12 protein-coding genes are annotated in these 19,782 nt (G+C 73.2%); 5 read left to right on the forward strand and 7 right to left on the reverse strand.

Going from position 1 to position 19,782, the window contains the following annotated elements; translation table 11 throughout:
• Window positions 1–126: 126 nt before the first annotated feature.
• Window positions 127–1,323: a globin domain-containing protein gene (locus ACFYYJ_RS18100; RefSeq protein ID WP_385364727.1), complete on the forward strand. Its 1,197-nt coding sequence runs from the start codon at window positions 127–129 to the stop codon at window positions 1,321–1,323.
• 16 nt (window positions 1,324–1,339) lie between these two features.
• Here ACFYYJ_RS18100 and ACFYYJ_RS18105 read toward each other — a convergent pair whose 3' ends face one another.
• Window positions 1,340–2,377, reverse strand: a complete 1,038-nt coding sequence (locus ACFYYJ_RS18105; protein WP_385128684.1) for a nucleoside triphosphate pyrophosphohydrolase — start codon at window positions 2,375–2,377, stop codon at window positions 1,340–1,342.
• Window positions 2,378–2,386: 9 nt separating this feature from the next.
• On the reverse strand, window positions 2,387–3,028 hold the full coding sequence (locus ACFYYJ_RS18110) for a SurA N-terminal domain-containing protein (RefSeq protein WP_385128683.1): 642 nt from the start codon (window positions 3,026–3,028) through the stop codon (window positions 2,387–2,389).
• Between the two features lie 274 nt (window positions 3,029–3,302).
• On the opposite strand from ACFYYJ_RS18110, the gene ACFYYJ_RS18115 reads away from it, so the two are divergent.
• Complete coding sequence (locus ACFYYJ_RS18115) at window positions 3,303–5,672, forward strand: YfhO family protein (protein ID WP_389133574.1); 2,370 nt, start codon at window positions 3,303–3,305, stop codon at window positions 5,670–5,672.
• Here the strand turns inward: ACFYYJ_RS18115 and ACFYYJ_RS18120 are convergent.
• From ACFYYJ_RS18120 to ACFYYJ_RS18130, 3 genes are all read right to left on the reverse strand, one after another.
• Window positions 5,660–7,186 carry a protein kinase gene (locus ACFYYJ_RS18120; RefSeq protein WP_389133993.1) on the reverse strand — a complete coding sequence of 509 codons (1,527 nt, stop codon included), beginning with the start codon at window positions 7,184–7,186 and terminating at the stop codon, window positions 5,660–5,662. The genes ACFYYJ_RS18115 and ACFYYJ_RS18120 overlap by 13 nt on opposite strands.
• 56 nt (window positions 7,187–7,242) lie before the next feature.
• The gene (locus tag ACFYYJ_RS18125; RefSeq protein WP_385128681.1) at window positions 7,243–7,875 is read right to left on the reverse strand and encodes a hypothetical protein; all 633 of its coding nucleotides are present in this window, start codon (window positions 7,873–7,875) and stop codon (window positions 7,243–7,245) included.
• 121 nt (window positions 7,876–7,996) lie between these two features.
• Window positions 7,997–10,117: an N-6 DNA methylase gene (locus tag ACFYYJ_RS18130; protein ID WP_389133576.1), complete on the reverse strand. Its 2,121-nt coding sequence runs from the start codon at window positions 10,115–10,117 to the stop codon at window positions 7,997–7,999.
• A 162-nt stretch (window positions 10,118–10,279) separates the two neighbouring features.
• On the opposite strand from ACFYYJ_RS18130, the gene ACFYYJ_RS18135 reads away from it, so the two are divergent.
• Together ACFYYJ_RS18135 and ACFYYJ_RS18140 are read left to right on the forward strand one after the other, a co-directional pair.
• A complete protein-coding gene (locus ACFYYJ_RS18135) occupies window positions 10,280–10,966 on the forward strand; it encodes a hypothetical protein (RefSeq protein WP_385128679.1) in 687 nt (228 codons plus the stop codon).
• A gap of 211 nt (window positions 10,967–11,177) precedes the next feature.
• Window positions 11,178–11,909 carry a hypothetical protein gene (locus ACFYYJ_RS18140; protein ID WP_385128678.1) on the forward strand — a complete coding sequence of 244 codons (732 nt, stop codon included), beginning with the start codon at window positions 11,178–11,180 and terminating at the stop codon, window positions 11,907–11,909.
• A gap of 60 nt (window positions 11,910–11,969) precedes the next feature.
• Here the strand turns inward: ACFYYJ_RS18140 and mfd are convergent, their stop codons facing one another.
• Entirely contained in the window at window positions 11,970–15,500 is a 3,531-nt protein-coding gene (gene mfd / locus ACFYYJ_RS18145) for a transcription-repair coupling factor (RefSeq protein WP_389133580.1), read from the reverse strand.
• 260 nt (window positions 15,501–15,760) lie between these two features.
• On the opposite strand from mfd, the gene ACFYYJ_RS18150 reads away from it, so the two are divergent.
• Window positions 15,761–17,170 (forward strand): DUF2079 domain-containing protein, encoded by a 1,410-nt coding sequence (locus tag ACFYYJ_RS18150; RefSeq protein WP_385128676.1) that lies wholly within the window; start codon window positions 15,761–15,763, stop codon window positions 17,168–17,170.
• A gap of 73 nt (window positions 17,171–17,243) precedes the next feature.
• On the opposite strand, the gene ACFYYJ_RS18155 is transcribed toward ACFYYJ_RS18150, so the two are convergent.
• Window positions 17,244–19,781 carry an ABC transporter permease gene (locus ACFYYJ_RS18155; protein WP_385363362.1) on the reverse strand — a complete coding sequence of 846 codons (2,538 nt, stop codon included), beginning with the start codon at window positions 19,779–19,781 and terminating at the stop codon, window positions 17,244–17,246.
• Window position 19,782: the final 1 nt, after the last annotated feature.

A 19,782-nucleotide genomic window follows, 5' to 3' on the forward strand; every position in this document is an offset into this window, starting at 1 on the left:
CACCCGTCATCCCATATGGCCCGTTCGTCGCGGCTGTCCGTAGATGGCCCTCCGCTTGACCTCGCGCACTCCGGTGTTCCTACTTTCGGTTCTGTGGACGTGAGGATCTTGAAAAGCAGTTTCGCGGTGGTGGAGAGACGGGCCGAGCACGCGGTCAAGTTCTTCTACTCCCACCTCTTCTGGCACAACCCCGGACTCCGTGAGCTCTTCCCGGCCTCCTTCGAAGACATGGAAAGACAGCGGGACCGGCTCTTCGCCGCGCTCACGCACGTGATCGCCCATCTGGAGAACGAGACCCTCGTCCCCTATCTACGCGACCTGGGGCGCGACCACCGCAAGTTCCTGGTCGAGCCCCGGCACTACGCGGCCCTCGGCTCCAGCCTGCTCGCCGCGCTCGCCGAGACCTCCGGCGACGCCTGGACCACACGGACGGAGAAGGCGTGGGTCGAGGCCTACCAGGTGATCGCCGACGCGATGATGGCCGGCGCCGCCGCGAGCGAGGACCCGCCGTGGTGGGACGCCGAGGTCGTGCGACACCTGCGGTACGGGGAGGACATCGGCGTGCTCACCCTCCAGCCCCGGATCCCCTTCCCCTATCTCCCCGGCCAGTACACGAGCGTGAGCAGCGAACGGGTCCCGACGACCTGGCGCACGTACTCCCTGGGCAACGCGCCCCGCCCCGACGGCACCGTCGACCTGCACGTCAGCCGGATCGACCGGGGCCGCCTCAGCCCCTGCCTGGTCCGGGACACCCAGCCGGGCGACGTGCTGCGCCTGGCCGCGGCCGGCGGGCGGATGACCTTCCGCCGCGCGGACCGGCCGGTCAGCCTCATAGCCGCCGGCACCGGCTGGGCGCCGGTGCGGGCCATGCTGGAGGAGCTGACGGAGCACCCTCCCGATCAGGACGTGCGGCTGTTCGTCGTGGCGCGGGACGCCGCGCACCTCTACGACCGGCCGCTCATCGACGAGTACGCCGCCGGCTGCGACTGGCTGGGCGTCACCTACATCACGCCCGCTCCCGGCCGGCACCGCAACCAGGCCACGGACCGGCTCATCACCGCCCTCGGCAACCGGGGGCTCTGGCCCGACCAGGACGTCTACGTCAGCGGGCCACCGCTGTTCATCAACGAGACCGCCCGGCTCCTGGAGGAACTGGGTGCCCCTCCCGACCGGATCTTCCACGACTCCGTGCCGGCCAGTGGCAACGGACACGGTCCCGGGTACGGGCGCCCGATGGGTTTCGGCGAGTGGTTCCTGAACCCCCCGCCACCCCACTGGCACGACCCGTCGAGCCGAGACCCGCAGGACGGCCCCGGCTCCTGAACACCGCCGCCGGTGGTTACGCGCCGACTCCCTCGGCCGCACGGATCGCGTCCCGGTAGACGCGGGCCGCCGCTCGCAGAGCCGTCTCGGGGTCGATCCCCTCCTCCTCGGCGCGCGCCGCCAGCGCCAGCAGCTCGTACCCCACGCCCTCACCCCTGGGCAGCTCCACGGCCAGTTCCCCCGCACGGGCACGGCCGGCGAGCTTCGCCGCGAGCGCGAGACCGGGCTGGCCCAGCGGGATCCCGTCGGTGACCGACTCCCGCCGCTTCTCCACCGCCTTGGTGCGCTGCCAGTGCGCGTGCACGTCCTCGGGGGTCTCGGCCGACGCGTCGCCGAACACGTGCGGATGCCGGTTGATCAGCTTCTCGACGAGGGTCCCGGCCACGTCGTCGATGGAGAACGCCCCGCCCGCGCCCTCTTCGTCCTCGTCGTCCTCGTCGCCCGTGCCCTCCTGGGCGATCCGCGCGTGGAAGACCACCTGGAGCAGGACGTCGCCGAGCTCCTCGCGCAGCTCCGTACGATCCCCGGCCTCGATGGCCTCGACGAGTTCGTACGCCTCCTCGATCGCGTACTTCGCCAGGCCCTCGTGGGTCTGCTGCGAGGTCCACGGGCACTCGCGCCGGACCCGGTCCATCACCTGGACCACGTCGAGCAGGCGCGCGCCCGGCAGGTCGTAGGACCCCGGCAGCAGTTCCAGGTCGGGCATCGAGAAGCGGCCCGAGCCGGCGAGCCGCGCCAGCCCGTCGGTGAGCCGCTGGTCGCCCTCCCCGCCGGGGAGCACCACGACCGTGCGGCCGCCCGCGCAGGCGTCGACGAGCGCGTGCGCGTCGGGGGCCTCGTGCTCGACCTCGATGCCGGCCTCCCGCAGGTACGGCAGCTGCGGGTGGCCGGGGTCGGCGCACAGCACCCGGTCCGCGGCGTGCAGGGTCTGCCATGCCGGCCAGGACAGCACGCCGGGGGCGACCCGGTGGCTGGTGGTCAGCAGGACGATGCGGCCGGTGGGCTCGGCGGCGGAGTCGGTGGATGCGGGGTCGGCGGGTGCGTGGTCGGTCACCCTTCGAACCTACCTCTGCGCGGCCGCCATCGGATCCACGGGGGCGCCCTCGGCCCCGGAGCGCTGGACGATCCAGGGGGTCTTCCCGGCGCCGAGCCTGATCTCCTTGTCGTCCCAGGACCCGTAGCGCGGGTTCACCTCGATGTGCAGCGCCTTCACCGCGGCCCGGGCGGGCTCTTCGAGCTTCCCGTTGCCGTACTTGGCGGTCAGCTTGCCCAGCAGGACGCGGTTGCGCAGGAAGCGGTCGGCCTGGCCCGGGGCCATGGCACCGCCCTGGAGGAGCTTCGCCTCGAACTGCTTGCTCCCGCCCTCCTCGGCCACCAGCGCCTTGCGCGCCTCCTCGACGTCCTTGTCGGTGGCCTCGATCCCGGCGGTGTCGGCCATCTTGTCGATGATCCGGGCCTGGAGCATCGCGTCGAGCTTCTGCCGCTCCAGGTTCGGGGTGCTCGCGATGAGCTGGGCGGATCCCTGCCCGGAACGGTTCTGCGCGGCCCGGACGTCGTTCACCTGAGCCTGGAGCGCGGAGGTCGTGATCCGTTCGCCGCCGACGACGGCCGCGGTACCGGGGCGGGCCTGACCGGAGCAGGCGGTCAGCAGGGGGGCCGCCACGAGCAGGGCGGCGGAGACGGAGATCGCTGTGCGACGGTGCAAAGGAGCCTCCAGGGCCGGGAGATTGTGCGTTCTTGCACAAGGCCGTGCGGTGATCGATGTTATGAGGTCGGGGTGTTCCGAGCCACTGGTTCGACCAACGATTCGCGCGCGGACTGAACACGCTCCGTTCATAGGCGAGTCGGCCGGCTTCGGCGATCCGCCGCGCCACCCGGTCACCCGTCCTGGGGACCCCGCCGCCCGGGCCGCGCGCGGGGGCGACCGTCCACCCGGAGGCCACCCTTCGGTCATCCGCTGCTGCCAAGGTGCGCGCACCATGTCGACACCGCACCCATCGCAGCCCGGCGCACCGCACAGCGCACCGCGCCGCCGCAGCCTGCACGGCTCCGCGCTCGCCGCCCTGCTCACGACGGTGGCCGTGTGCGCCGGGGACGCCGTCGCCCGCGTCGACCCGTACGGGCCGCGCCACCGCAGCATCAACGACCTCGGCAACCAGTTCGTGCCCTTCCACGCGCAGCTGTGGGACCTGCTGCACGGCCGGGCGGAGGGCGGGCTGCTGTTCAACTGGCGCTCCGGGTACGGCACGAGCTTCCTGCCGGATCTGGGCACCTACCTGACCAGCCCGTTCGCCCCGCTCGTCGCCCTGTTCCCGCGCGCGGACATCGACCTCGCCGTGTACGTGGTGACCGTGCTCAAGACGGCGGCCGCGGCGGCGGCGATGACCTGGCTGCTGCGCACCCACCGGCGCGGCCCGTGGTGGGCGGCGGGGCTGCTCGGGGCCTCGTACGCGCTGTGCGGCTGGTCGGTGATCGAGGCCTCCTACAACCCGATGTGGCTGGACGGGCTGATCGCCTTCCCGATGCTGTGCCTGACGGGGGAATGGGCGCTGCGCGGCCGCCGCCCCCTGCTCGGGGTGGCGGTCGTGGCCGTCTGCTGGACGGCGAACTTCTACACGGCCTACATGGCGACGCTGGGCGCCGCGCTGGTCGTCCTCGTACGGGTCGTGCTGACCCGGGAGGGCGTCCGGGCCCGGCTCGCCGTGGTCGGGCGGGCGGCCGGGACGACGGTGCTGGGGATCGCGCTGGCGGCTCCGGTGCTGCTGCCGCTGTTCCTGAGCTCCGGGCGGGCCTACCCGGGGTGGGTCAAGGAGTTCCGGCCGGTGTCCTGGGCCGACCTGTTCGCGCGGCTGTTGCCGGCGACGTACTCCTTCTCCTCCCCCGCCGTGTTCGTCGGCACCGGCACGCTGCTGCTGGTGGCGGCGCTGCCCTTCCACCGGGACGTGCCCGCACGGACCCGGCTGTGCTGGGCGGGGCTGACCGCTGCGGTGGCGCTCTCGCTGCAGTGGGCGCCGACGCACCTGGTGTGGCACCTGTTCGCGACCCCGAACGGCAGCCCGTACCGGCAGACCTTCGTCCTGGCCGGGATCGCCGTGATCGCCGCCTGGGCGGGGCTCGCGGCCGGACTGCCGGGGCCGCGCGCCCTGGCCGGCGGGGCGGGCCTGCTGACGGCGGCGGCGCTGTGGGCGGCCGACAGTCCCCTCACGACGCGGATCGGGTACGTGCTGTTCGCGGGCGGGCTGGTGTCGGCGGGCGGCGCGTGGTGGGCACTGCGCCGGCCGCGGCTGGTCCTCCCGGCGGCGGCCCTGCTCGCGGCGGTGCTCGCCGGTCAGGCCGCGGCGACCACGGCGTGGGGCCACAAGGGCAAGCTCGGCGGCCTCGACGACTACCCGTCCTGGTCCACCGCCCACACCGCGCGCGCCGAGGCGCTGGCGGCGGCCGAGGGCTGGCCCGCGTACCGCACGGACCCGAGCCGGCCCGCCCTGACGGGCAACGACCCGATGCTGCTGGGCGGGGAGGGCGGCGCGTACTACAGCAGCCACACCCCGGCGGTGTTCACGAACACGATGGTGGCGCTGGGGGCGGGCTGGACCTCGCGGGGCCGCAACGTCCAGAGCATCGACAACCCGGTGACGGACGCCGTGTTCGCGGTCGGCGCCCGCCTCCAGCCGGACGGCACGGTCCGCCGCGCGCAGGTGCCCCCGCTGGTGACCACCCGCCCGCCGGGCGCGCCCGGCTCCTACGGGGACTCGCCGTTCGCCAACCAGGAGCTGCTGCTGGGCGCGAAGGTGTACGAGGATCCCGAGGCGCCCGGGGTGTGCCGCGCGGGCACCGAGGCCTTCCTGTGGGCCCCGGAGTACAACGCGACGGCCCGCCTCGCCGACGGGCCCGCGTTCCGGCTGAACGGCAACGCGCCCCGCAACCGGGCGGCCGTCCAGCCGCTGGGCGTCTCCCGCGGGCCCGCCTCGGCACTGGTCTTCGACGCGGCGGCGCCGCCCCGCTGGACCCTGTCCTGCCTGGACCGCTCGCGCCTGGACCCGGCGGTGGCCGCCCTGCGCGCCCGCGCCGCCACCTCGGTGCGCGTCGACTCCTCGGGGGTCCGGGCGACGCTGCCGCCGGGCGCCACGGGCACGGCGGTGCTGTCCGTTCCGGCGATCGCGGGGTGGAGCTGCAACGACCGCCCGGCCCGGGCGTACCTGGGCCTGGTCTCCGTCCCCCTCGACGGCCGCACCACCACCGTCACCTGTTCCTTCCGACCGCCGGGCCTGCTGCCGGGCACGGCGGCGGCGGGGACGGCCCTGGCGGTGCTGTCGGCTCTGGCGCTGCGCAGGCGGCGTCAGCGCACCTGACCCAGCCACTGGAGGGTCCGGCGCACCTCGGCGGGGAAGGGGTGGGCCGGGCCGTGCAGGCGCTCCGCGTCGAACAGGAGTCGGACCAGGGTGTCGTGGGCGGCCTGGCGGTCGCCGAGGGAGAGCTGGAGGTGCGCTATCCGGCGGCGGACCTCCAGCGGCAGTCCCGGGTCCGGGTTGGCGTAGTGGTTCTCGAAGAGCGGGAGCAGCGAGCGGTACTCCGCCAGCGCGGCGGCCGGTTCGCCCAGTTGCTCCAGGCACTGGGCCGAGTCGTAGCGGAAGCGCAGGGCCTGGGGGTCGCCCGCCGGGAACTCGTCGGCGAGGCGGCGCAGTTCGGGCAGGGCGCGGCGGTACTGGCCGTCGTCCATCAGCGTGGCCGCGTACTGCTTGCGCAGGGAGCGGACCACCGGGGAGTGCTCGCCGTGCTCGGCGGCGGCCGCCGGGAGGATGCCGCCGAGGATGTCCACGGCCTGGGTGAGCCGGCCCTGGGACAGGAGCCGGCGGGCCTGGTCCACGGCGCCGGGGATGTCCGGCTTGGCGGGCGCCGTCGGCGGCGCGCTCGGGCGGGGCGGGATGCCCGGTGCCGACGACGGGGCGGGCGAGGGGGCCGGGATGCCCGGCACGGACGGGGCGGCGGGGGTCGCGGTGAGCGACGGCGCCCGGTCGGGCCAGGGGGCCTGCGGCCGCAGGAAGGGGCGGGTCGGGTCGAGCGGGCCGGTCGGGGCGGCGCTGCCGCGGGCGGGCAGCAGCGGGGTGAGGGCCTCGTAGACCTCCTGCGCGGAACCGGGGCGCTCCTGGGGGTCCTTGGCGAGGAGGCGGAGCAGGATCGCCTCCAGCTCCGCCGGGACCTCCGGACGCAGCCCGCGCACCGGCTGCGGGGGCTCGTAGAGGTGGCGGTGCAGGACGCCGAGTGCGGTGGATCCGGCGAAGGGCACGTTGCCGCTGAGGAGTTCGTAGAGCAGGACGCCGAGCGCGTAGAGGTCGGTGTACGGGCCCACCGCGCCGCCCATGGCCTGTTCGGGCGCCATGTAGGCGGGGCTGCCGATGGGAGAGCCGGTGCTGGTGAGGCGGGTGGTGTCGGTGTCCATCACCGAGGCGACGCCGAGGTCCAGGACGAGCACGGTGCCGTCGGGGCGGATCATCACGTTGCGGGGCTTCAGGTCGCGGTGGACGATCGGCACCGCGTGCACGGCGGACAGCACCGAGCACAGCTGCGCGACGACGGACACCGCCCACTGCCACGGGTAGGGGTCGTGCTCGGCGAGGTGGTCGGCGAGGTCGGCGCCCTCGACGTACCCCATGACCAGGAAGAGTTCGTCGCCGTCGCTGCCCGCGTCGTGGACGGTGACCAGCCCGGGGTGGTCGACCTGGGCCGTCACCCGGCACTCGCGCACGAAGCGGCGGCGCAGCTCCTCGGCGACGGTGCCGGGGCCCGCGACCTTGTCGGGGCGCAGCAGTTTGACCGCGACGCGCCGGTCGAGGCGCCGGTCGTAGGCCGTCCAGACCTGGCCCATGCCGCCCTGGCCGAGGATGGTGGCGAGTTGGTAGCGGTCGCCGATGAGCCGGTCGGTCACTGGTGCGGGTCCTGGAAGGAGGTCGGGCCCTGGTTCGGGGGCTGGTTCGGGGGCTGGTTCGGGTCCTGCCTGCGCAGCAGTTCGCTGAGCTCGTCGAGTTCGGCGCGCACCTGGCCGATGCGCGGCACGGCGGGCGCCTGCGGGGGCACTCCGGGTGCCTGCATCTGGCCGGGTACGGGCGTGGGCGCCTGGGGCGGGTAGCCGTAGCCCGGCTGCTGGGGGTAGGTGACGGTGGGCGCCTGCTGCCCGTACCAACCCTGGGCCGGGGCCGGGGTCTGGCCGGCGGCCGAGTAGTGCCGGATGTCCTCGTAGAGGAAGTAGGCGATGACGGCGATCGCGGTGGTCAGCGAGGTGATCATCGCGATGTTGGTGTTCGGCCCGGTCTCGCCGTCGGGCGAGTTGTCCGAGCCGACGAACGCGATGCACACGATGTTGACCACGACCGTGCCGACGAAGAGGATCCAGTTCCGGCGCGCCCGCGTGACGATGGCGATCTTCAGCATGGCCGCCCATGCCAGGAACCCGCAGCTGAGCAGGGTGAGCGCGACGAAGAGCACGCGCAGCGATACGTGCAGCCCGTTGCCTGACTGGTGACCGGGCTGCGGCGGCGGGAGGCCGGGGCCGTGCATCGTTGCTCCTGACGGGCCGTGCGGAAAGGTTGCGGGTCTGAGCGTATAAGCCTTTCCGGCCATCGGTGAGGGGGTGTGCGCAACCGTTGCACGCCTGCTGCACACCCCGCGCGCCGCAGCACTAGTCGGGGGCGACCGTCCCGTCCGACAGGCCGTCGTAGAGGCCCTGTACGAGCTGTTCGCCGAGCCGCCCGGCCAGCCTCAGCGCATCCTCGAACTCGGCGAGGGCGCGGAACCGGGCCCCGTATCCGCGCTGCTCGGCCAGCGGTTGGCGGGGCAGCCGCAGCCGGCGCACGTCGAGCCGGGTGGCGGTGGAGGCGTGGCTGCTGGCCCGGCGGGTGCCGGCGGTGCCGCGCAGGAATCCGGCCAGGAACCAGGGGTCGAGGGCGGCCGGGTCGGGCCGCAGCAGGACCAGGCCCCGGCCGGGGACGGCGCCCGCGGTGTCCGCGTCGACGACGCGGGCGACGGAGGCGGCGCCGACGACGGGGACGAGGACGTCGCCTGGGGCGGTGAGCAGGGGGGCCTCGGGGCCCGCCGTCAGGGTGCCGGTGGGGCCCGTGCCCGCGTAGACGTCCTGTTCGGTGAGGACGGGGGCGCCGCCGCTTCCGGAGCCCGTGCCGGTGTGGAGCTCCAGGGCTCCGGCACGGGCCAGTTCGCCGATGGTGGTCAGCGGCGGCCTGGCCGCGGCCCGGGCGGGTGGGGCGGCCGGCGGCGGGGTGAGCCGGGCCGCCCGGCCGAGGGTCTCGGCGAGGCGGTCGCGTACGGCGGTCAGCTCGGCGGGGCCGCCGCCCGCGGCGGGCGGCGGCAGGTGGCGGGCGGGGGTGAGGTCCACGTCGTCGTCGAGGAGTTCGACGACGGGCACGACGCGGGTGGCGCCCGGCACCTCCTCCACCGTGCCGGAGGCGTCGTACGCCGCCCAGGCGGCCTCCACGGCGCCGTTCCCGGCGGCCGCGGCGGCCGCGGTGTCGATGAGCAGCAGCCCGGTCGGGGGCGCCGCGTACGGGGCGGGCCTGCGCAGCACCCACAGGTGCAGGGGGATCCCGTACGGCGGCGCCGCGCCGGCCGGGAGGGCGACGACGGCGCGCAGTGCGCCGCGGCGCAACAGGTCGGCGCGGATGCGGCGGCCGGAGCGGCGGGCGGCGACGGCGGGCGGCATGAGCAGGACGGCGGTGCCGCCCTCGCGCAGGTGGGCCAGGCAGTGCTGGACCCAGGCGAGTTCGGATTCGGTGCGGGCCGGGAAGCCGTACTCCCAGCGGGGGTCGTAGGCGAGTTCCTCGTGGCCCCAGTTGCGTTCGTTGAACGGGGGGTGGCAGAGCACGGCGTCCACGGCGGCGCCCGCGAAGGCGTCGGCGCGCAGGCTGTCGGCGGCGGCCGCGCGGACCGGGGCGGGCCCTCCCAGGGCCAGGCGCAGCGCGGTGAGGGCGGCGAGTTCGGGCGAGGAGTCCTGCGCGTACAGGGCGGTCGCGCCGGGGAGCGCCCGCAGCAGGGTGCCGGTGCCGCAGGCGGGGTCGAGGACGGTGCGGGGGGCCTGCCCGGCCTGGTCGGCGGGTGCGACGAGGGCGGCCATGAGCGAGGCGAGGCCGTCCGGGGTGAGCGTGTACTGGCGGGGGTTGGCGTCGAGGTGGCGGCCCAGGAGGAACTCGAAGGCCTGGTGGGCGCCGAGTTCGGCGGCGAGTTCGGCGGCGGCCCGCAGCAGCGGTACGGCGGCGACCGGCAGCGGGACCTCGGTGAGGGCGTGGCCGGGTCCGAGGCGGGCGCGGAGCACCTCGTCGAGGACGGGGCGCAGCTGTTCGGCCAGGTCCCCGTCGGGGCCGGCGGCCAGCTTCAGCCACTCGGCGGGCCGTTCCCGTACGACGAGCAGCGCGCCGCCCGCCTTGACGAGCGCGGCGACGGACCCGCCGGGGTGGGCGGCGATCTGCTGCCAGACGCGTTCGCGCAGCGGGACCTCGGCGAGCTTGCCCTGGGCGCGCAGCCACCGTTCGACCTCGGGGAGGGCGAAGGAGGGGCTGGTCTCGGTGCCGCCCACGGGTTTGGGGAAGTCGGCGTGGCGGCGGCGCCAGTTGCTGACGGCGGCGCGGCCGACTCCGGCCAGGCGCGCGACCTCGGCCGCGGTGACTTCCGCGGGGGCGGTCACGGCGGGGGTGGTCACGGCAGGGGCGGGGGTGTGGGGAGTGGGGGTGTGGGGGGCCTGGGGTGCGTGGGGGGCGTGGGGGGCGTGGGGGGCGCCGATCTCCTCGGACATGCGGCGGAGCATACCCGTTCACACTCAAGAGACTCATTCACAGCGTGAACTCAACTTCTTCAGTGAATCCTGTTGACTCGGTTCACAAGCATCTGATGTGATCACTCCGTCGAACAGAGAACGCTCAGTAGCCGGAATACGCCGGAGAGGCAGGAGCCACCCATGTCCCACACCTCGCACAAGAGCCGGACCACTCGCCACAAGGTCCTCATCAGCGGTGGCGCGGTCCTCGCGCTCATGACGCTCGGTGCGTGCACCGGCACCGACACCGCGGGCAAGGACGACGCGGCGAAGAAGCCGGCGGCCCCGGCCCCCGCGGCGGGCGGCGACTCCGCGGAGAAGAAGGCCGCCATCAAGGGCAGCGGCACGTTCGAAGTGGGCAAGGACGTCCAGCCGGGCACCTACCGCACCACGGGCAACGGCAGCGCCGGCTGCTACTGGGAGCGGGCCAAGGACTCCTCCGGCGAGGCCGACTCGATCATCTCCAACGACAACGTGGTCGGCGCGAGCTACGTGACCATCGCGGACACCGACAAGATCTTCAAGACCAACGACTGCAAGGCCTGGGAGGCCGTGGACCCCAAGGCCGCGGGCGGCTCGCCGAAGACCGAGTTCTCCGGCAAGGCCGGGATGCTCAAGGTCGGCACCGACATCGCGCCGGGCACCTACAAGTCCGCCGGCCCCGCCGAGGACGGCGCGGGCTGCTACTGGGAGCGCACCAAGAGCGCCGCCCACGACATCGACTCGATCATCGCGAACGAGAACCCGACCGGGCCCGCGGTCGTGACGATCGGAGCCGACGACGCCTACTTCAAGACCAACGACTGCGGGGACTGGAAGAAGTCCTGACCCGCTCCGCCCCGAGCCCGGCCGGCCCCCACCCGGCCGGCCCGACCAACCCCCCACTCCCCCCCACCCGGCCCCCCACCGGCCCGGCCCCCCACCGGCTGCCGCCCCCACCGGCTGCCGCACCCACTAACCGGACCCCCGGGTTCCGGTTGATTTTCGTCCCCCCTTAGCCTTCCCCCCGCCCGCTTTCACCTGCCGAGAGAGTCCCCCCATGCGCACCGTTCGCCGTCCCCTCGCCACCACCGCCGCCCTCGCCTGCGTCGCCGGCCTCGCCCTCACCGGCTGCTCCCTGCTCAAGCCGGCCGCGTCCGGCCCGTTCCCCGACATGACCGGCTCCCAGGTGGCCAACAAGTCCGTGACCGCCCTGCGCGGCACGAACTCGCTCACCGTCAGCGGCAACGTCTGGGACGCGGGCAAGAAGATGCAGCTGAACATGGCCGTCAGCAAGGGCGGGGACTGCAAGGGCACGATCTCCAGCCAGGACGGGTCGTTCGAGCTGATACGCAACGCCCAGTCCGTGTTCATCAAGGCCGACGAGCCCTTCTACCGGGCCCAGATGAAGGACCTGCCCAAGGAGCAGGCCGACGCGGCGGTCAAGACGCTGGCGGGACACTGGCTGAAGTCGAAGGCCACGGACGAGGACTCGAAGGAACTGTCCGCCCTCTGCGACCTGAACCAGCTGCTCAAGGAGTTCGACAAGAGCGAGGGCGCCGAAAAGGGCAAGGTGACCACGGAAGGCGGCCAGGAGGCCCTGACCCTCACCACGAAGACCACCGACGGCACCGAGACCCTGCTCGTGGCCACCAAGGGCGAGCCGTACCTGCTCAAGGCGAGCAACACCGGCAAGGAGCCCTCGGACGTCTCCTTCAGCGCGTTCAACGAGCCGGTGAAGGCCGACGCGCCGACCGGCAAGGACGTCATCGACGCCGACAAGCTGGGCTGACGACGCCCCGCACCGGGTGCACGTGGGGGCCGGGCCCGTCGGGCCCGGCCCCCACGGCCGTCACGAACCGAGGATGGTGGTGAGGAACTCCCCCGTCCAGGCCAGCAGTTCCCGGCCGACCAACGGCTTCCCGCCGATCTTCCCCGTCTTCGGGCGCGGGACCAGCACCTGCGAGGTGGCGGGCTTCAGCAGCGACCCGGGGTAGATCCGCTTCAGCCGCAGCTCCTGCGATTCGCGCAGTTCCACCGGCCCGAAGCGGATGTTGGGGCCCTGGAGGGTGATGTCGCCGACGCCGCACGCCCGGGCCAGCATCCTCAGCCCGGCCACGAGCAGCAGGTTCTCCACCGGCTCCGGCAGCTTGCCGTAGCGGTCGGTGAGTTCCTCGCGCACCGCCTTGATGTCCGCCTCGGAGTTCGCGGCGGCGATGGACCGGTACGCCTGGAGGCGCAGCCGCTCGCCGGGCGCGTAGTCGTGCGGGACGTGCGCGTCGACCGGCAGCTCGATCTTCACCTCCAGCGGCGGCTCCTCCTCCACCCCGCCCTCGACCGCGGCCCGGTAGTCGGCCACCGCCTCGCCGACCATGCGGATGTACAGGTCGAAGCCGACGCCCGCGATGTGACCGGACTGCTCGCCGCCGAGCAGGTTGCCCGCGCCGCGGATCTCCAGGTCCTTCATGGCCACGTACATGCCGGCGCCCATCTCGGTGTGCTGGGCGATCGTCGCGAGCCGCTCGTGCGCCGTCTCCGTCAGCGGCTTCTCCGGCGGGTAGAGGAAGTACGCGTACCCGCGCTCGCGCCCGCGGCCCACACGGCCGCGCAGCTGGTGCAGCTGGGAGAGGCCGAAGTTGTCGCCGCGCTCCACGATCAGGGTGTTGGCGTTGGAGATGTCGATGCCCGACTCGACGATCGTCGTCGAGACCAGCACGTCGAACTTCTTCTCCCAGAAGTCCACCACGACCTGTTCCAGGGCCTGCTCGGACATCTGGCCGTGCGCCGTCGCGATCCGCGCCTCGGGCACGATCTCACGCAGCTTCGCGGCGGCCCGGTCGATGGACTCGACCCGGTTGTGGATGTAGAAGCACTGGCCCTCGCGCAGCAGTTCGCGCCGGATCGCCGCGCCGATCTGCTTCTCCTCGTACGGGCCCACGAAGGTGAGCACCGGGTGCCGCTCCTCCGGCGGGGTGGTGATCGTCGACATCTCGCGGATGCCGGTCACCGCCATCTCCAGGGTGCGCGGGATCGGCGTCGCGGACATCGTCAGCACGTCCACGTTGGCGCGCAGCTTCTTCAGCTGCTCCTTGTGCTCGACGCCGAACCGCTGCTCCTCGTCGACGATGACCAGGCCCAGGTCCTTGAACTTGGTCTCCTGCGAGAAGAGCCGGTGCGTGCCGATGACCACGTCCACCGAGCCCTCCTTCAGGCCCTCCATGGTGGCCTTGGACTCGGAGTCGCTCTGGAAGCGGGACAGCGCCTTCACGTTGACCGGGAACTGGCCGTAGCGCTCGGAGAAGGTCCCGAAGTGTTGCTGCACCAACAGCGTGGTGGGGACGAGGACGGCGACCTGCTTGCCGTCCTGCACCGCCTTGAAGGCCGCCCGGACCGCGATCTCCGTCTTGCCGTAACCGACGTCGCCGCAGATCAGGCGGTCCATGGGGACGGACTTCTCCATGTCCTCCTTGACCTCGGCGATCGTGGTGAGCTGGTCGGGCGTCTCCGCGTACGGGAAGGCGTCCTCCAGCTCCCGCTGCCAGGGGGTGTCCGGGCCGAAGGTGTGGCCGGGCGCCGCCATGCGCGCGCTGTACAGCTTGATCAGGTCGGCGGCGATCTCCTTGACCGCCTTCTTCGCCCGCGCCTTGGTCTTGGTCCAGTCGGCGCCGCCGAGCCGGTGCAGGGTCGGGGCCTCGCCGCCGACGTACTTGGTGACCTGCTCCAGCTGGTCGGTGGGGATGTACAGCCGGTCGCCGGGCTGACCGCGCTTGGCGGGCGCGTACTCGACGAGGAGGTACTCGCGGGTCGCGCCCTGCACGGTGCGCTGCACCATCTCGATGTAGCGGCCGACGCCGTGCTGCTCGTGGACGATGTAGTCGCCGACCTCAAGGGTCAGCGGGTCGATCGACTTGCGGCGCCGGGTCGGCATCCGGCCCAGGTCCTTCGTCGCGGTGCGCTGCCCGGTCAGGTCGGTCTCGGTCAGCACCGCGATCTTCAGCGCCGGGTCGACGAACCCGTTGTCGAGGGAGCCGCACGCCACGTGGACGATGCTCGGCTCCAGGGTGGCGAGGTCCGCCTCCAGCCGGGCCGCGATGCCCTCGCCGCCCAGCACCTCGACGGTACGGGCGGCCGGGCCGTGGCCCTCGGTGAGGTAGACGGTGTGCCAGCCGTCGGCGATCCAGCCCTTGGTGTCGGCCAGCGCGCGGGCCGTGTCACCGCGGTACGCCTCCGGGGCCTGCATGCCCAGCTTCAAGGTGTCCCCGCCGGCCGTCTCGTCGGCGGCGAAGGGGGACACCGACCACCACATCATGCCCAGCTCGCGCGCGTGGTCCCGGACGTCGGCGATCCCGCGCAGCGAGGCCGCGCCGACGTCGATGGGAGCCTCGCCGCCGCCGGCGGTGGCGGCCCAGGACGCCATCAGGAACTCCTGGCTCGTCGCCACCAGGTCCGCGGCCCGGGTCCGCACCCGCTCGGGGTCGCACACCACGGCCATCGCCCCGGCCGGCAGCACGTCGATCAGCAGCTCCATGTCGTCGACCAGGACCGGGGCGAGGGACTCCATGCCCTCGACCGCGATCCCCTCGGCGATCTTGTTGAGCAGTTCCCCGAGCTCCGGGTGCTGCTCGGCGAGGGCAGCGGCCCGCTCCCGCACCTCGTCCGTCAGCAGCAGCTCACGGCAGGGCGGGGCCCACAGCCCGTGCTCGGCGATCTCCAGGGAACGCTGGTCGGCGACCTTGAAGTAGCGGATCTCCTCGACCTCGTCGCCCCAGAACTCGATGCGCAGCGGGTGTTCCTCGGTGGGCGGGAACACGTCGAGGATGCCGCCGCGCACGGCGAACTCCCCGCGCTTCTCGACGAGCTCGACGCGGGCGTACGCGGCGGCGGCCAGCGCCGAGGTCACCTCGCCGAGGTCGACGCTCTGCCCCTGCCGCAGCCCCACGGGCACCAAGTCCCCGAGCCCCTTGACCTGTGGCTGGAGCACGGACCGGATCGGCGCGACGACCACGGAGACGGGACCTGCGGCCGGGTCGTCCTTGCTCGGGTGCGCGAGCCGGCGCAGCACGGCGATCCGGCGGCCGACCGTGTCGCTGCGCGGGCTGAGCCGCTCGTGCGGCAGGGTCTCCCAGGACGGGTAGTCCACCACCTCGTCGGGCGGGAGCAGCGAGCGCAGCGCCGCGGCCAGGTCCTCGGCCTCGCGCCCGGTGGCGGTGACCGCGAGGACGGTCCGCTCGGTGCGCCGGGCCAGCGCGGCGATCACGAACGGCCGGGCGGCACCGGGACCGACGACGTCGACGTGCATACGGTTGCCGTCCCCGGCCGCGGTGGCCGCCTCGGCGAGCGCGGGATCCCGGGTGACGGCGTCGAGCAGTCCGTGCAGGCTCATGAAACGGCTTCCATCCGGTGAGGGGGCAACGCGAAGGACCCGACACGTCACACGGGCCGGGGGTTCCCACCCTACGACGCTCCCCTCCACCACGCGCGAGGGATTCCGGTCCCCCGTGGGAGTGACGGATCAGGCGCGGACCCGCACGCCGGGAACACCGGGATCGGGCGGTCCCGATCTACGATGTCGATGTACTGACCGTCTGAGCTCGCCGCGTCGCCGTCGCCGGAGAGACACGACCGGCCGAGGGGCACGACTCCGTGACGAGTGACGCGATAGCACGTCCGACGCCGGTGACACCGGCCCCCGCGAAGCCGGGCCGGACCTGGTGGCCGGGGCCCTGGGTGGTGGCCGGCGGGCTGTTCCTCGTCTACCTCGTGCTCTCCGTCGGGCGGTTCCGGCGGATGGAGTGGGCCTCCTGGGACCTGGGGATCTTCGAGCAGGCCATCCGCGCCTACGCCCACCTACAGGCGCCCGTCGCCGACCTGAAGGGACCCGGGGCCAACATCCTCGGCGACCACTTCAGCCCGATCATCGCGGCCGTGGCGCCCGTGTACCGGGTCTTCCCCGGCCCCGTCACCCTGCTGGTCGTCCAGGCCGCCCTGTTCGCGGTGTCCGCCGTCCCCGTCACCCGCGCCGCCGGCCGGCTGCTCGGGCGGCCCCGCGGGATCGCCGTCGGCGTCGCGTACGGGCTGTTCTGGGGGATCCAGCGCGCCGTGGAGTTCGACTTCCACGAGATCGCCTTCGCCGTGCCGCTGATCGCCTTCGCCCTGGAGGCGCTGCTCGCCGGCCGGTGGCGGGCCGCACTGCTGTGGGGGCTGCCGCTGGTCCTCGTCAAGGAGGACCTGGGCTTCACCCTCGCCGCCCTCGCCGTCGTGGTGGCCTGGCGGGCCCGGCACACCGACCGGCGGGCCGTGTGGACCGCGCTCGGTGTCGCCGCCGGAGCCGCCGTCTTCGCCGTCCTCGTCTTCACCGTCTTCATACCGGCCTTCGCGACCGCGGGCTACGGCTACTGGGACAAGATCCACGGCGCGGGCCCCCTCGACGGCCTCGGCACCAAGCTCACCACCCTGACCTGGGTGCTGCTGCCCACCTCCGGGCTGCTCGCGCTGCGCTCCCCGCTGCTGCTGGTCGCCGCCCCCACCCTCGGCTGGCGGTTCCTGTCCGGGGACGACCACTACTGGTCCACGGACTGGCACTACAGCGCCGTCCTGATGCCCGTCGTCGCCCTCGCCCTCGTCGACGCCATCGACGCCCTGCGGCGCAGCGAACGGCCGTGGCTGCGCTCGTACGCCCTGCACATGCCCATCGCCGTGCTCGCCGCCTCCCTCGCGCTGGCCGCGACCTCGATGCCGACCGCCAAGCTCGTCGAGGCGAAGACGTACGAGAAGCCCGCGCGCGTGACCGCGATCGAGCACCTCCTGTCCCGGATCCCCGACGGGGCGACCGTGGAGGCCGACACCGGGCCGCTGACCCGGCTGACCTCCCGCTGCCGGGTGCTGTGGATCGGCGGGAGCAAGGGCGTGGTCCCCGAGTGGATCGCCATCGACAACGGCTCGAAGTGGGCGGGCCAGGACCCGACCGCGTACGCCACACAGCTGCACCCCGGCGAGCGGTACGACCTCGTCGGCGAGGCCGAGGGCGTCGTCCTGATGCGGCGCGTGCACTGAACGCACGGCGCCGGCCCGGAACCTCCCCCGTGGGTCCCGGACCGGCGCCTCCCCCGTACGACCGGGGGCGGTGCTACTCGCTCGCGATCGCGTTCAGGACGTTCATCCGCCCTGCCCGGAAGGCCGGGACCAGCGCGGCGAACAGGCCCACCAGGGCCGAGCCCGCGAACACCCCGAGGATCGTCGGCCACGGGATCTCCAGCACCTTCAGGCCCTGGAGCGCGAGCAACTGGTGCGCGGTGGCTCCCCAGCCCATGCCCAGCCCGAGGCCGAGCAGCGCGCCGAACAGGGCGATGACCACCGACTCCAGGCGGATCATGCGGCGCAGCTGGCGGCGGGAGAGGCCGATGGCGCGCATCAGGCCGATCTCGCGGGTCCGCTCGACCACCGACAGGGCCAGGGTGTTCACGACGCCCAGGACCGCGACGATGATGGCGAGGGCGAGGAGCCCGTAGACGATGTTCAGGAGCTGGCCGACCTGGTCCTTCAGGGACTGCTTGTAGTCGGCCTGGTTGCGGACCGCGTACTGCGGGTACTCCGCCAGCCCCTTCTTGACCGCCTCGTACGCGGCGGCCTCGTCCTGCCCGTCCTTCGCGCTGGCCAGCAGCATGAAGGGCTGCGGCAGCCGGTCCGCCGGGACGTTCGCCTGGGCGACGGCGGTGCTGACGTACTTCATCGTCTTGTCGAGGTTGCCCTCGTCGCTGGTGATCGCCGCGACCTTCAGCTTGACGGTGTTGCCGCCGGTGAAGGCGACCGTCAGCTCGTCGCCGAGCTTGACGCCGTGCTTGCCCGCGTACTCCGAACCCACCGACATCGAGTTCGCCCCGTACGCCGCCGCGTGCTCGCCGGCGACCATCTTGCGGCGGATGTCCTTGGCGTACGTGGGGTCGGTGGCGCCGAGCCCCACTTCCTCGGTGGTGCCGTCGGGCGCCGTGACCTTGGCGTCGACCTCCCGGTAGGCGGTGACGTGGTCGAGGCCCTTGACGGCGCGCATCGCCTGCTCGGCCTGCGGCATGACCGGCTGCCCGGTCTGGGAGTTGACGATGAAGTCGGCGCCGACGGACTTGTCGAGCTCTTCGGTGGCGGAGGCCACCATCGAGGACCCGACGACCGACAGACAGGCGACCAGCGAGAGGCCGATCATCAGGGCGGCGGCGGTGGCGCCGGTGCGGCGCGGGTTGCGCAGCGCGTTGCGCTCGGCGAGCCGGCCGACGGACCCGAAGGGCCGCAGGACGACGCCGGAGAGCACCCGCACCACGCCCGCGGCGAGCAGCGGGCCGATCACGATGAAGCCGATGAGGGTGAGGACGACGCCCAGGCCCAGCCAGAGCGCTCCGGGTCCGGCCTTCTCGGCGGCCGAGGCCAGGTAGAGCCCGGCGCCGCCGGCGGCGGTGAGGACCAGGCCGATGACGGCGCGGACCACGCCGGCCTTCTTGTCGCCCGGGGTGCCCGACTCGCGCAGGGCGGCCATCGGGGAGACCTTGCCGGCCCGGCGGGCCGGGATGAAGGCGGCGACGACGGTGACGACGACACCCAGGAGGATGCCGGCGACCGGGGTGGTCCAGGCGATGGTGAGGTCGTCCGTGGACAGGTTCATGCCCATCTGGCCCATGAGCTTCATCAGTCCGACGGCCAGGCCCACGCCCACGCCGATGCCCGCGATCGAGCCGACGAGACCGAGGAGGAAGGCCTCCAGGACCACGGAACTCAGCACCTGGCCGCTGTCGGAGCCGATGGCGCGCATCAGGCCGATCTCACGGGTTCGCTGGGTGACCAGCATCGCGAAGGTGTTGAAGATCAGGAAGATGCCGACGAGGACGGAGATGAGGGCGAACCCGAGCATCGCCCACTTCATGACGTCGAGGAAGGAACCGACGTCCTTGCGGCCCTGGTCCGCGGATTCCTTGGCGGTCTGGAGCTTGTAGGTGTCGGCGCCGACGGCGGCGGCGATGCTCGTCTTGAGCTGCTCGTCACTGACGCCGTCCTTGGCCGTGACGTTGATGTTGGTGAACGCGCCGGGGGCGGCGAGCAGTTCGCGCTGCGCGGTGGCCGTGTCGAAGTAGACGACGGTGGCGCCCGGGTTGGTCACCTTGAAGGTGGCGATGCCGGAGATCGTGGCGCGAAAGTCGCCGGTGACGGCGATGGTGCGCAGCTCGTCCCCGATCTTCAGCTTGTGCTTCTTCGCCGTGTCGGCGTCGACCATCACCTCGGTGGGGCCGCGCGGCTCGTGGCCGGAGCCGACCTTCATCGACTTGAGCTCGTTGTCGTTCCAGCTCGCGGCGATCGTCGGGGCGCCGGAGGTGGGGCCGACGTTCTTGTTCCCGGCGGCCACGACCGTCACGGACAGGGAGACGACGCTGCCCTGGGCGGACTGGACGCCCTGGACGGCCGCGACCTTCTGGACGGCGTCGCCGGGGATGACCGCGGGCCGGGCGTTGCGCGGGTTCTCGACGTTCTCGTCGCCGCCCCCGGCGGGCTTCGCGGAGACCGTGACGTCGGCCCCGGTGGTCGCGAAGAGCTTGTCGAAGGTGGCGTTCATCGTGTCGGTGAACACCAGGGTGCCGCAGACGAAGGCGACGGAGAGCAGGACGGCGATGGCCGAGAGCGCCATC

Source organism: Streptomyces sp. NPDC002467 (assembly GCF_042889825.1).
Classification (GTDB): domain Bacteria; phylum Actinomycetota; class Actinomycetes; order Streptomycetales; family Streptomycetaceae; genus Streptomyces.

What these genes read in the sequence shown, in the direction of transcription:
- mfd (WP_389133580.1), bottom strand. Translation starts at nt 15,500, where the DNA reads ATGAGCCTGCACGGACTGCTCGACGCCGTCACCCGGGATCCCGCGCTC.
- ACFYYJ_RS18115 (WP_389133574.1), top strand. Translation starts at nt 3,303, where the DNA reads ATGTCGACACCGCACCCATCGCAGCCCGGCGCACCGCACAGCGCACCG.
- ACFYYJ_RS18155 (WP_385363362.1), bottom strand. Translation starts at nt 19,781, where the DNA reads ATGGCGCTCTCGGCCATCGCCGTCCTGCTCTCCGTCGCCTTCGTCTGC.
- ACFYYJ_RS18125 (WP_385128681.1), bottom strand. Translation starts at nt 7,875, where the DNA reads ATGCACGGCCCCGGCCTCCCGCCGCCGCAGCCCGGTCACCAGTCAGGC.
- ACFYYJ_RS18140 (WP_385128678.1), top strand. Translation starts at nt 11,178, where the DNA reads ATGCGCACCGTTCGCCGTCCCCTCGCCACCACCGCCGCCCTCGCCTGC.
- ACFYYJ_RS18135 (WP_385128679.1), top strand. Translation starts at nt 10,280, where the DNA reads ATGTCCCACACCTCGCACAAGAGCCGGACCACTCGCCACAAGGTCCTC.
- ACFYYJ_RS18120 (WP_389133993.1), bottom strand. Translation starts at nt 7,186, where the DNA reads ATGGGCCAGGTCTGGACGGCCTACGACCGGCGCCTCGACCGGCGCGTC.
- ACFYYJ_RS18130 (WP_389133576.1), bottom strand. Translation starts at nt 10,117, where the DNA reads ATGTCCGAGGAGATCGGCGCCCCCCACGCCCCCCACGCCCCCCACGCA.